The 12506-nt window shown below is 72.3% G+C and carries 13 protein-coding genes; 3 read left to right on the top strand and 10 right to left on the bottom strand.

Annotation, left to right across the window (positions count from 1 at the left end; all coding sequences use genetic code 11):
• Position 1: 1 nt before the first annotated feature.
• From AB0D32_RS05425 to clpB, 10 genes are all read right to left on the bottom strand, one after another.
• On the bottom strand, positions 2-628 hold the full coding sequence (locus tag AB0D32_RS05425) for a hypothetical protein (protein ID WP_357085206.1): 627 nt from the start codon (positions 626-628) through the stop codon (positions 2-4).
• A gap of 72 nt (positions 629-700) precedes the next feature.
• A complete protein-coding gene (locus AB0D32_RS05420) occupies positions 701-1597 on the bottom strand; it encodes a hypothetical protein (protein ID WP_357085204.1) in 897 nt (298 codons plus the stop codon).
• A 335-nt stretch (positions 1598-1932) separates the two neighbouring features.
• Complete coding sequence (locus tag AB0D32_RS05415) at positions 1933-2190, bottom strand: hypothetical protein (RefSeq protein WP_357085202.1); 258 nt, start codon at positions 2188-2190, stop codon at positions 1933-1935.
• A 161-nt stretch (positions 2191-2351) separates the two neighbouring features.
• Entirely contained in the window at positions 2352-3920 is a 1569-nt protein-coding gene (locus AB0D32_RS05410; protein ID WP_357085200.1) for a polyamine aminopropyltransferase, read from the bottom strand.
• Positions 3917-4690 (bottom strand): hypothetical protein, encoded by a 774-nt coding sequence (locus AB0D32_RS05405; RefSeq protein ID WP_357085677.1) that lies wholly within the window; start codon positions 4688-4690, stop codon positions 3917-3919. The genes AB0D32_RS05410 and AB0D32_RS05405 overlap by 4 nt, the downstream gene beginning before the upstream one ends.
• A gap of 62 nt (positions 4691-4752) precedes the next feature.
• Positions 4753-5175 (bottom strand): DUF350 domain-containing protein, encoded by a 423-nt coding sequence (locus tag AB0D32_RS05400; protein WP_091624918.1) that lies wholly within the window; start codon positions 5173-5175, stop codon positions 4753-4755.
• Between the two features lie 31 nt (positions 5176-5206).
• The gene (locus tag AB0D32_RS05395) at positions 5207-5632 is read right to left on the bottom strand and encodes a DUF4247 domain-containing protein (RefSeq protein WP_357085197.1); all 426 of its coding nucleotides are present in this window, start codon (positions 5630-5632) and stop codon (positions 5207-5209) included.
• Complete coding sequence (locus AB0D32_RS05390; RefSeq protein ID WP_357085195.1) at positions 5629-6135, bottom strand: DUF2617 family protein; 507 nt, start codon at positions 6133-6135, stop codon at positions 5629-5631. Before AB0D32_RS05390 ends, AB0D32_RS05395 begins: the two co-directional genes overlap by 4 nt.
• Positions 6135-6761: a DUF4178 domain-containing protein gene (locus AB0D32_RS05385; RefSeq protein WP_357085193.1), complete on the bottom strand. Its 627-nt coding sequence runs from the start codon at positions 6759-6761 to the stop codon at positions 6135-6137. Before AB0D32_RS05385 ends, AB0D32_RS05390 begins: the two co-directional genes overlap by 1 nt.
• Before the next feature lie 229 nt (positions 6762-6990).
• Positions 6991-9582: an ATP-dependent chaperone ClpB gene (gene clpB / locus AB0D32_RS05380; protein WP_357085191.1), complete on the bottom strand. Its 2592-nt coding sequence runs from the start codon at positions 9580-9582 to the stop codon at positions 6991-6993.
• Between the two features lie 373 nt (positions 9583-9955).
• Here clpB and AB0D32_RS05375 point away from each other — a divergent pair, with 373 nt between their 5' ends.
• The 3 genes from AB0D32_RS05375 (at position 9956) to AB0D32_RS05365 (ending at position 12281) form a co-directional block, all read left to right on the top strand.
• Entirely contained in the window at positions 9956-10456 is a 501-nt protein-coding gene (locus tag AB0D32_RS05375; RefSeq protein ID WP_357085189.1) for a TrkA C-terminal domain-containing protein, read from the top strand.
• Between the two features lie 7 nt (positions 10457-10463).
• On the top strand, positions 10464-11669 hold the full coding sequence (locus AB0D32_RS05370) for a cation:proton antiporter (RefSeq protein WP_357085187.1): 1206 nt from the start codon (positions 10464-10466) through the stop codon (positions 11667-11669).
• Between the two features lie 180 nt (positions 11670-11849).
• Entirely contained in the window at positions 11850-12281 is a 432-nt protein-coding gene (locus tag AB0D32_RS05365) for a hypothetical protein (protein WP_357085185.1), read from the top strand.
• The last annotated feature ends 225 nt before the right edge of the window (positions 12282-12506 follow it).

Here is a 12506-nt window from a genome sequence, read left to right as displayed (position 1 = left end):
CTCACCTCGTCGGATACGGGGGCGCGGGCGGCTGGTGCGGGGGCTGGCCGGGTGACGACACGGGCCGCCGACGGAACCAGGCGCTCGCCGCCGGCAGGGCCAGCAGCACGGCTACCACAAGGTAACCGAGCACCTGCCCGACGGAAAGCCCCACGCCCAGCGGGATCCACCAGGAGGGGTAGGCGTCGGCGAGGAGGTTGAAGAGTTCCGCCGTCGCCCGGTCGTTCTCGTCCGGTCCCAGCGGGAGGGTGCGCTGGCCGACCAGCAGCGTCAGCCCGCAGCAGCCGGCGATCAGCCCCAGCCCCGAGATGATCCAGGTCGCGGTGCGGGCGCCGTCCCGGCCGGCCCGCAGGCCGAGGGCCAGGGTGGCGAGGAGCAGGCCCGCGAGCAGGCTCACCACCGTGGTCAGCACGGTGGACACGCCCAGCAGGGTGACCACCGTGTCGATCTGGTCCGGGAGCGCCGAGGTGTCCGCCGAGGCGGCGCGGAACCGGTCCACGGTGCCGCCGCGCGTCACCGCACCGGCGAGGGCGTACGCGAGGGCGGCGACCGCCATCAGCGCCAGCACCGCGACTGCCGCCGTGACCACGGCCGGGCGGCGGGCCGGTGCCCGATCGGGGTACGACACGACGAGTCCCTCCGGTAGGCGTCGGGTTGCAACCTACTCGGAGGGACCGTCGGCGTCGCTGCTATCGACCGGTCAACTCACCGGCGGCGGGGTCGGGCCGGGGCGGTCCGACCCGGGCTGCTCGCCACCCGGAGTCGATCCCGGCTGCCCCTGCTCCCCACCGTACGGCGGGGACGGCGGCTGGCCGCCCGGTGCCGGCTGGTCTGGCTGGCCCGGCGCCTGCGGCTGGCCGGGGGCCGGCGGGTAACCCGGGGTCTGCGGGTAACCCGACGCCTGTGGCTGGTCCGGCGCCTGCGGGTAGCCCGGCGTCGGCGGGTAGCCGGGGGTGGGCGGGTAGCCGGGCTGGCCGGCCGCCTGCGGATGACCCGGGTAGGCCGCCCCCGGGACCGGCGGCTCCCACGCCTGCTTCGGCTTGCGGAAGAACTCGTTGGCCTTCGGCAGCGCCAGCAGGATCAGCGCGGCGAGCAGCGCGAGCAGGCCGATCACGGCGAGCAGCGTGGTGACCGCGTTGAACCAGCCGGGCAGCGCCTCGTCGAGGCGGCGCTGGATCTCCTCCGGGCTCGGTCCGTCGCCCGTCGTCTGACCGGTGCCCATGCCGCCACCGAGACCGCTGGCCAGGCCGCCGCCCGTGCAGCAGACCATGATGCCGCCGAGCACCCAGGTGGTGATCCGCGACCCGTTGCTGCCCCGGTTGTTGAACACCCCGAGAACGGCCAGCACGACCGCGAGCAGGAACACGAAGACTGCACCACCGATGGTGATCATCGTGGTGATGTCCGCGAGGTTCTGCGCGCCGTTGGCGTCGGTGCCCCGGTACGCCTCGTCGAGCGCCTCCGAGATGGTGCCGACGGTGGAGAGCGTGATGATGAGGCCGATCAGCTGGGTGAGCGCGAACAGCCACAGCAGATACGTGGAAATGGTCACCACACCCGGCCGGGTGCGGGCCGGCGTGTTGTGGGAATCGACCATGATTCTCCTTCCCTAGATCGCGGTCACACCGTAACCAGGTCAGGCCAGTCGGGCACGTCAGACAGCCACCGACCCGCCGGGACGGCGCGGGAGCGGGGCCGGTCGCCGACGGAAGCCGGTCCGCCCAGGCCCTGCCGGGTCAACGCCGGCGCCGGTGCCAACGCCGGTGTGACGATGGTCCTCGTCGACCACCATCACACCGGATGCGCTGGCCAGGCATGACCACAGCGGTACGCCAGCGTCACGCCCCGCACGGGCGTGATCAGGACGCCATGGACCTGAAAGCTGCCGGGAAGGGTCCACAGCGTCCTGATCACCGAAGGCCGGGCGACAGCTCAGTACCGGGTCTTCACCAGGAACGAGTAGCCGATCCGCTTCGAGCCGTCCCAGTTGTACATCGGGTAGCACGGGCCCGGGGACGTCCAGGACGAGACGTACGACGGGCGGGCCGCGTTGCACTTCTTCAGCGTCGAGTAGAGCGGGCTGCTGTAGTCCGCCTGGGCGGGCGCAGCCATGCCGAACACGAGGGCACTGGCAACCCCACCGACGGTGATCAGGCTGCGAACGCGCGGACGGCGCAGGATGTTCCTCATCGTTCTCCCTTCCAGCAGCTCAGTCTGGATGACCGAGCACCACCAGCAGTGTAGAGATGACCTTGAAACACCCCAAGATCAGGACATGAACGACACAGAAAGTAAGCATCCGGGTGCGCGTGGGACCGGCGGGCACCACCCGCCGCCGAACGGCGGAGCGGTCAGTAGCCGCGCCACTCCGCCCGCGCGTACTCCAGCACCCGGGGTTGCAGCAGAGTGGAGGCCGGCACGTCCACCCGGCGGCGGTCGGCGGGGAAGGCCCCGGCGGCGGAGAGTGTCGCCGCGTCGAGGAAGCGCAGCGCGGGCGCGTCCGGCGGCAGGTTCAGGGCGGGCGCGGTCGGGCCGGGGGCCGCCAACAGGAAGCCCCAGTCACCGAAGGACGGCACGTCCACGTGGTACGGCGTGGTGGCGAAGCCCGCCTCCCGCAACGACGCGTCGATCGACCAGTACGACCGGGGCGCGAAGTACGGCGAACCCGACTGCACGACCAGCCGGCCGCCCTCGGCGAGCACCGCCCGTACCAGCGCGTAGAACTCGACGGTGTAGAGCTTGGCGGTGGCCGTCTCGTCCGGGTCGGGCAGGTCGGCCACCACCGCGTCGAACCGGTCGGCGGCGGTACGCAGCCAGGAGAACGCGTCGGCGTGCACCACCCGGACCCGGGGATCGTCGAGCGCGCCGCCGTTGAGCCGGCGCAGCTGCGGCTCGCTGCGGGCCAGCGCCACCACCGCCGGGTCCAGGTCCACCACAGTGATCCGCCGGACGTCCGGGTAGCGCAGCAACTCGCGTACGGCCAGGCCGTCCCCGGCGCCGAGCACCAGCACCTCGCCGCGCGGGCCGTTCAGCACCGGGTGCACCAGCGCCTCGTGGTAGCGATACTCGTCGACCGAACTGAACTGGAGGTCGCCGTTGAGGAAGAGCCGCAGGTCGGTGCCGGCACGCCCGGTCTCCGCCACCGAGCGGGTGAGCACGATCTCCTGGTAGCGGCTGCGCTCGGCGTGCACCACCGGGTCCCGGTAGAGCTGTTGGCGGGCGGTCAGCTCGAAGTCGTGCGCGGTCACCCACGCGTACCCGAGGCTGAGGAAGACCACGACGGTGCCGGCGCCGAGCGCGACGCGCGTCCGGCGGCTCAGCTCCCGCCGGAAGACCGTGCAGACCAGCGCGAGCCCGGCGACGGCGTTCACCGCCCCGACCACAAGTGCCCCCTCCATCAGGCCGAAGACCGGCAGCAGCAGGAACGGGAAGGCCAGCCCGCCGAGCAGCGCACCGACGTAGTCGGCGGCGAACAGGTCCGCCACCGCGCTGCCGGCGGCCTGCTCCCGGATGCGTTGCAGCATCACCATCAGCAGCGGAATCTCCGCGCCGATCAGCAGGCCCAGCACGAACGCGGTGCCGACCAGCGCCGGGCCGTACAGGTCCAGCCATGCGAAGGCCGCGTAGAGGCCGAGCACGGAAAGGCCGCCGAGCAGGGCCAGGGCCAGCTCGATCGCGGCGAAGGCGGCGGCGGCCCGGGACTGCAACGGCTTGGCGGCGAGCGCGCCGACGCCCATCGCGAACACCATCACGCCGAGCACGATCGACGTCTGCCCGACCGTGTCCCCGATCAGGTAGCTGCCGAGGGCGACCAGGGCCAGCTCGTAGACCAGGCCGCAGGCGGCACAGACGAAGACCGCGACGAGCACCGCCGCGCGGGACAGCCGCCACCGCGCGGGCGCCGGCGCGTCGACGCTCACCGTCTCTCCGGTGTACGCCTGGACTCCCGCGTGCGCTGCCCGGGAGCGATGTGCTGACCGCGGCGGGCCGCAGCCTGCGCCTCCTGCTCGGCCTCCTGGCGGAGCTGACGGCGACGCTGCCACATGCCGACGGCGACCAGCAGCCCGGTGACCAGCAGCAGTCCGGCCACGGCGAGGAGGTAGCCCCAGCGGTCCCGCCAAAGGTCGTTGCCGGCGTCGGGCAGCGCGGCCGGCGTGGCCGCCGGGGCGGCGGTCGCCACCGGCGCCGGTTCGGCGAGACCCCGCTCGGCGACGAGTAGCGGCAGGCTGACGGCCGACCGGGTCACCGCCCAGCCCGGATCGTCGAGGTACACCTCTTCGGTCAGGCCGAACCGCTCCAGGCCCCGCTCGACGGCGCGCAGGTCAGACCGCGTGAAGTCGTCCGAGCCGCCGACGCTGACGTAGGCGGAGTCGTTGGACTCGCTGCTCTGCGGGGTGTAGTAGACGTCCCCGGTGACCCGCACCCAGCGGGGGCACGCCGGGTTGTCCTCGACGGAAACGCCGTCGCCGAGGTTGGAGCCGACATTGACGACCTTGGCGTACCGGTCCTCCAACTGCCAGCCGTAACAGATGCCCTGGCTCTCGGCCGCCCGGGCGAGGATCGCCACGGTGTCGGCCCGCTCGGTGCTGGTGGGCGGAGGCACGGTGGTGCTGCCGTCGTCGTCGCGGATCAGCGCGCCCCCGACGCAGCACGCGACGACCACCACCGTGACGACGGCGACGATCACCATGCTCTTCCGCTGGTCGGCCGCGCCGGGCTTCCCCGGGGCGTCGGGCTTCTTCCCCGTGGTCATCAGCTGATGGCGGCGGCGATGATCGCACCGGTGGCGAGGTGCACGATCGCGGAGACCCACACCGCCGGGTGCGGCTCCGGGTCGACCAGGAGCTCACCGAGCTTCCCCGGGGTGGCCACGTCGAGCAGCACGAACGCCGCCGCCATGATCACCAGGCCGAGGATCCCGTACGCGGACGCGCCGACGATGCCGAGCACGAAGTCGTCCTCGCTGGCGGCGATCGCGGCGACCACGATGATGCCGACGCCGGCCAGGTTGGACGCGAGCAGCAGCGCCGCGTTGCGGTTACGCTCGGTCCAGATCAGCTGGTTGAGCCGGCCGGGGGTGGCGAGGTCCACGAGGACGTAGCCGATGCCCATCAGCAGGACGCCGACCACCCCGTAGGCGAGGGTGACCAGCAGATCGGTGACGAGGGTCTGCACAGGAGGCTCCAGGGTGAGGGGGATCGGTACGTCACTTGCCGCTACCGGGGCCGCCGCCCCGGACGGTGCTGCCACGGCCCCAGCCCCAGTGGGAGCCGACCGTGGAGTGGTATCGGGGGTAGGCGGAGCTCATCCGCTCCAGCAGGATCACCGAGCCGGCGGCGATCGGCAGGATCACCACCGAGTCGTCGTCGTAGCGCAGGTAGACGCCGCTGCCGTCGACGTACTGGTCGGCCGGCTGCCACGCGTCGGTGACCTCCTTGGCGACCTGGCTCGGTGGGCGGGTCGAGGTGTAGGCGACCGCGGCTCCGCCGATGTCCCGACTCGCCGCCCGGGTGTACTTGTCCTCCACGTAGCCGCGCGGGGAGAAGTTGCCGTAGAAGACGGCGAAGGCGGCGACCAGCGCGCCGATGACGGCGAACGCCGCCCCCACCACGAACCAGCGTCGGTACGTCATCGCAGTGCCACCACCGTCTCGGTCAGGACCAGCTCGTTGGTCTGGGGATACGCGTGCCAGGTACGCCAGGCGAGGGCGCCGGCCGGCGGGTCGGGGCGGACCGCCAGCGCGGTCACCGCGTCGGCGTCGCCGGGGAACACGCCCACCAGCGCGTACGGGTCGTCGGCCAGGTCGGCGCGGAGGGCGGCGACCTGTTCGCTGAGCCCGGCGCCGGCGGGCCGCAGCACGGTCGCGGTGAAGCGGTAGCCGCTCGCCTCGTCCAGCACGGTCCCGGGCAGCTCGGGCGGCCGGCCGGGCAGGCAGGCGACCGTCTCGGTCAACGCGACGCCGGGCGCGCGCACGACCACCTGGTGCGAGGCGCCGAGCAGCCGCAGCCGCAGCCGGACGCCGCCCGGCAGGTCGAGGTCGAGCACGTGCAGCGCGGGTCGTTCGACGTCGTCGAGCGCCAGGCTGAGGTCGGCGGCGCTGGTGTCGACGTACGGGGCGTCGAGGGTGACGAGCATCAGCCCACCTCGGACTGCGGGTAGATCATCACTTCGCCGCGGTGCAGCAGCTCACCGAGCGCGACCTCCCAGCCCGCGTCGCCGTACGCCTCGAAGGAGAGCTTGGCCCCGCCGGACGCCCGGTAGTCGTGGTACCGCATGGTGCCGGTCGGGTCGAGGCCGGTGTTGCCGACGGCGGTGTAGCGCGCCTGGCCGGTCTCGTTCCAGTTGTAGCGGCGGCCGGCGAAGTCGATGGTCGGGGCGCCGGGGGTGACGGTGGCTCCCTGCTCGGCCCCCCAGAGCACCAGTTCCAGCTCCGGGTCCTCCTCGACGGAGAGCCAGCGGCGCACACCGGCGGAATCGTCGAGCAGGTGCTCGGCCCAGCTCCAGCCGCCCTCGACCAGGCGGATCGAGCCGCGCACCGCGTACGACACGCCCCGGATCTCGACGATGTCACCGGGCTTCAGGCGGCGCGGGTCACCGCGCAGCGCGTCCGCGTCCCGGTCCCGCAGCGGATCGCCCGGCCCCTTGGCCCGTTGCTGCGGGCGGGACTGCGCCCGGCGCAGGGCCACCACGGCGACCACCACCCCGGCCACCCCGACGAGACAGCCCACCGCCGCCAGCAGGTACGCCACGGATCCGTTCACGCCGACCACCTCCCCAGGTACGTCGGCGGAGACGGTAACAACCCCGCGCACCTGGGGAAACTGCACGGCCCGGGAGTGAGAGACCAGTTACGCCACGTGCCGGCCCACGCCCCGAACGGCAACCCGCCGCCCGCCCTGTCGATCAAGAGGTTTGCGTCCTCAGGATGGTCCTGTCGGAGCGCAAACCTCTTGATCGACGCGGGCGGGGGGCGGGCGGGGTCAGGCGGGGTCAGGCCGTGGTGACCGACAGGGTTTCCTTTGTGTCCGCCAGGGTGACCTTGACCGTGTCGCCGTCCCGGATCTCGCCCGAGAGGAGGGCCTTCGCCAGTTGGTCGCCGATGGCTGTCTGGACGAGGCGGCGTAGCGGGCGGGCGCCGTAGATGGGGTCGTAGCCGTGCTCGGCCAGCCAGGTGCGGGCCGGGTCGGTGATCTCCAGTGCCAGGCGGCGGTCGGCGAGACGACGGCGCAGCCGGTCGAGCTGGATGTCGACGATGGAGCGCAGGTCGTCACCGCGCAGCGCGGCGAAGACCACGATGTCGTCGAGCCGGTTGAGGAACTCCGGCTTGAAGTGCGACCGGACCACCGCGAGGACGCCCTCCCGGCGCTGCTCCTCGGCCAGCGTCAGGTCGCCGATCACCGACGACCCGAGGTTGGAGGTGAGGATCAGGATGGCGTTGCGGAAGTCCACCGTACGGCCCTGCCCGTCGGTGAGCCGGCCGTCGTCGAGCACCTGGAGCAGGATGTCGAAGACGTCCGGGTGGGCCTTCTCGACCTCGTCCAGCAGGATCACCGAGTACGGCCGGCGGCGCACCGCCTCGGTGAGCTGCCCGCCCTCCTCGTAGCCGACGTAGCCGGGCGGGGCGCCGACCAGGCGGGCGACGGAGTGCTTCTCGCCGTACTCGCTCATGTCGATGCGGACCATGGCCCGCTCGTCGTCGAAGAGGAACTCGGCGAGCGCCTTGGCCAGCTCGGTCTTGCCGACACCGGTCGGACCGAGGAAGAGGAAGCTGCCGGTCGGGCGGTCGGGGTCGGCGATGCCGGCCCGGGCGCGGCGCACCGCGTCGGAGACGGAGCCGACCGCCTCGGCCTGACCGACCACGCGGGCGCCGAGCGAATCCTCCATCCGCAGCAGCTTGGCGGTCTCGCCCTCCAGCAGCCGGCCGGCGGGGATGCCGGTCCAGGAGGCGACCACGGCGGCGATGTCGTCCGCGCCGACCTCCTCCTTGAGCATCGCGCCCTCGGCCTGTAGCCGGGCCAACTCCTCCTCGGCCTGCGTCAGCTCGGCCTTGAGGGCCGGGATCCGGCCGTAACGCAGCTCGGCGGCCCGTTCCAGCTCGCCGTCGCGCTCCGCCCGCTCGGCCTCGCCGCCCAGCCGCTCCAGCTCCTCCTTGGCGGTGGAGAGCTTGGTGATGTGGCTCTTCTCCAGCTGCCAGCGCTCCGACAGGACGGTGAGCTGCTCGCGCTTGTCGGCCAACTCCTTGCGCAGCCGCTCCAGCCGCTCGGCGGAGGCGGCGTCCGGCTCCTTGTCCAGCGCCATCTCCTCGATCTCCAGCCGGCGCACCGCCCGCTCGATCTCGTCCACCTCCACCGGCCGGGAGTCGATCTCCATCCGGAGCCGGGACGCGGACTCGTCGACCAGGTCGATCGCCTTGTCCGGCAGGAACCGGTCGGTGATGTAGCGGTCCGACAGCGACGCGGCGGCGACCAGGGCGGCATCGGTGATCCGTACGCCGTGGTGCACCTCGTAACGCTCCTTGAGGCCGCGCAGGATGCCGATGGTGTCCTCGATGGTCGGCTCGCCGACCAGCACCGGCTGGAAGCGACGCTCCAGGGCGGGGTCCTTCTCGATGTGTTCACGGTACTCGTCGAGCGTGGTCGCGCCGACCATCCGCAGCTCACCGCGGGCCAGCATCGGCTTGAGCATGTTGCCGGCGTCCATCGAGCCCTCACCCTTGCCGGCGCCGACGACGGTGTGCAGCTCGTCCAGGAAGGTGATGACCTGGCCGTCGGAGTTCTTGATCTCCTCCAGGACCGACTTCAGCCGCTCCTCGAACTGGCCCCGGTACGACGCTCCGGCGACCATCGCGCCGAGGTCGAGCGAGACGAGCTTCTTGTTCCGCAGCGACTCGGGCACGTCGCCGGCGACGATCCGCTGGGCCAGGCCCTCCACGATGGCGGTCTTGCCGACGCCCGGCTCGCCGATGAGCACCGGGTTGTTCTTGGTGCGTCGGGAGAGCACCTGGATCACCCGGCGGATCTCGGAGTCCCGGCCGATCACCGGATCGATCTTGCCGTCCCGGGCGCTGGCGGTCAGGTCCACGCCGTACTTGGCCAGGGCCTGGTAGGTCTGCTCGGGGTCGGCGCTGGTGACCCGCCGGTCGCCGCCACGCACCGACGGGAACGCGGCGACGAGTGTCTCCTCGGTGGCCCCGGCCGACTTCAGCGCGTTCGCCACCGCGCCGCCCACCCGGGCCAGGCCGGTGAGCAGGTGCTCGGTGGAGGTGTACTCGTCGCCGAGCGGCCGGGCGATCTGCTCGGCAGCCCCGATGGCGTTGACGAACTCCCGGGCCAGGGTCGGCTCGGCGATGCTGGAACCCCGCGCGGCGGGCAGGGCGTCGACCGAGCGCTGGGCGGCCCGGCGCAGCTCGGCGGGGTCGGCCCCGACGGCGCGGAGCAGGCCGGCGGCGGTCGAGCCGTCGGTGTCCAGCAGTGACAGCAGCAGGTGCCAGGGCTCCACGGTGGCGTGTCCACGCTGGTTCGCCAGCGCGACGGCACCGGTGATGGCCTCGCGGCTCTTGGTGGTGAGACGTTCCGTGTTCATGGGCTCCCCCGGGATCGGCGTGTCCACTGGAAAGGACACAACCAGAGTTGAGCCTATTCCGCTCAACCCTGACGGCGTGAGACGGATCACACCACCCGCCCCACCCAGGCGCGCGATTCGGACGCGGTCGCCCGCGTGCGGCGTACCAATGATCGGTTGTTGTTGACCCGGGCGGGGCGGAGCCCTGCGCCCGGTGAAGCGTCAACCGATCTTCAGTGCCCCTTCGTGGCACCGGCGGCATCCTCGTGACCGGTCGGGCCAGACAGTGGCCGGGCACGATGCGTGTTCGCGTGGGGCAGCACCGGCAGGTCGTGATGGACAGCGCCCTCCTGGCCCGGTTCCATGCGTGCCTGCGGGGAGTAGCCTGACCGCCGTGCGCGTACGTGTCGAACAGACCGCCCTGCCCGGCATCGGGATCCGTCACGATCTGTTGACGGAATCCGGCCGCCGCCTCGGCGTCGTCTCCCACCGCAATGGCCGCCGTGATCTCGTCCTGTACGACCCGGACGATCCCGACTCATGTCAGCACGACATACCGCTGACCGACGACGAGGCGGAAGCGCTCGCCGACATCCTGGGCGCGTCCCTGATGCTCGGCCAGCTGTCCGGGCTGCGCGAACAGGCCGCCGGGCTGCTCACCGAGCAGATCGCCATTCCGGCCGGGTCGAAGTACGTCAACCGGAAGCTCGGCGACACGCAGGCACGTTCCCGTACGAGCGCGTCGATCGTCGCGGTGCTGCGCCACAGCGAGGTGATCGCCTCGCCGGACCCTTCCTTCCGCTTCGCCGCCGGTGACGTGGTGGTCGTCGTCGGGACCCGCAAGGGCCTCGACGGAGTGACAGCCATCCTCGCCGACAGCGACCCGGACGGCTGAGGCGCGGATGCACGAGACGACAACTCTGCTCATAGAAGTCGGCGCGCTGCTGTTCCTGCTCGGCCTCCTCGGCCGGCTGAGCCGCCGGATCGGTCTCTCACCCATCCCCCTCTACCTGCTGGCCGGGCTCGCCTTCGGCCACGGCGGCCTGCTCCCCCTCGCCGCCAGCGAGGAGTTCTTCGGGATCGGCGCCGAGATCGGCGTGATCCTGCTACTGGTGATGCTCGGCCTGGAGTACTCGGCCAACGAGCTCGTCGGAAACCTGCGCGCCGCCGCCCCCGCCGGGCTGATCGACGGGGTGCTCAACGCGCTGCCGGGGGCGGCGTTCGCGCTGCTGCTCGGCTGGGACTGGATCGCCGCCCTGGTGCTGGCCGGCATCACCTGGGTCTCCTCCTCGGGCGTGATCGCCAAGGTGCTCGCCGACCTCGGTCGTCTCGGTAACCGGGAGACGCCGGTGGTCCTGTCGGTCCTGGTGATCGAGGACCTGGCCATGGCGTTCTACCTGCCGCTGGTGACGGCGGTGCTCGCCGGCACCGGCCTGCTCGGCGGCGGGATCGCGCTCGGCGTCGCGGTCGGCACCGTCGTTCTGGTGCTGGTCGTCGCCATCCGGTACGGCAACCTGATCTCCACGGCCATGTCGGCGAAGGACCCGGAGGCGTTGCTGCTGGGCGTACTCGGGATGACCCTGCTGGTGGCCGGTATCGCGGCGAAGCTCCAGGTGTCGGCGGCGGTCGGCGCGTTCCTGGTCGGCATCGCGCTCTCCGGGCCGGTGGCGCACCACGCCACGGAGCTGCTCACGCCACTGCGGGACCTCTTCGCGGCGGTCTTCTTCGTCTTCTTCGGCCTGGTCACCGACCCCCGGGACATCCCGCCGGTGCTGCTGCCCGCGCTCGCGCTGGCCATCATCACCATGGGAACGAAGACGCTCACCGGCTACCTGGCGGCCCGTCGGGTCGGCATCGCCGAGCCCGGTCGATGGCGGGCCGGCCTGACCCTCGTGCCCCGAGGCGAGTTCTCCATCGTCATCGCCGGGCTCGCGGTGGCAGCCGGCAGCGTCGAGCCGGAACTGGCGGCGCTCGCCACGGCGTACGTGCTGATCACCGTGGTGACCGGGCCGATGCTCGCCCGGCTGCCCGACTTCGCGTGGTTCAAGCACTGGCTGCGCAAGCGCGGCGCGGCCCAGCGGGCCCAGCCGGCCCCCGTACCGGACTGACCCGACGTCGCCTCTCCGAGGGCCGGATCGACCGTACGGTCGGCCCGGCCCTCGGCCGTTGGATGCCGAATCGCTCCGAGCGGGCCTACCGCCGATCAGCGCTCCGGGTTACCGTTTCGCCCCAGCAGCCAGAGCCGGTGGGTGGCCGACGCCACCGCGGGCGAGAGGGAAGGTTGGCCGGTGAGCGTGCAGGAGTCGACGTTCCACGGCTTCGCCAACCCCGTCGACCCGACCCCCGCCGAGTTGCGGGCGTGGGCCTACCAGCCCGATTCCGTACCGCTGACCTCGATGCCGCCGGACTGGGACCTGTTGGTCTCCGGCGACCGGCTGGTGGCGGTGCTCTTCGAACTGGCGATGGACCCGGCCTGCCCGGCGCGCCGGTTCGCGCTGCACTGCCTCTACATCTACGCCGCCGACGGCATCCGGACGAACTTCCGCGCCCACCCGAGGCGGCGCTTCCGGAAGCTGGTCGAGCAGGCCGAACGCAACGGCGACGACCTCATGCTCAGCTGGGCGTACAACAGCCGGGCGCTGCTGGCCCGCCCGGAACTCTTCGTCTACCGGGACTGGTGCGAGGGCGGCCTGGTCCGGGAGAACCGCCGCATCGCCTGAACGCCACCCGCGCCCGCACCTAACGGCGAACGGACCAAGCCCCCACACGGGCGCCACGGCGTCCCGGCCCGCACTCACCGACGTGCGGGCCGCGGCCCCCACACGGGCGCCACGGTGTCCCGGCCCGCACTCACCGACGTGGGGGGGGGGGGGCCCCCCCGGGGGGGCCCCCCCCCCCAACGGAGAGGGGGGGGGGGGGGAGGGGTGTTAGGGGAGTACTGGGTT

Origin of the sequence: Micromonospora sp. NPDC048170, from assembly GCF_040652795.1 — a bacterium.
GTDB lineage: Bacteria > Actinomycetota > Actinomycetes > Mycobacteriales > Micromonosporaceae > Micromonospora.
Note: the sequence above shows the minus strand (reverse complement) of the source record. Positions and strands in the feature narration are given on the sequence as shown.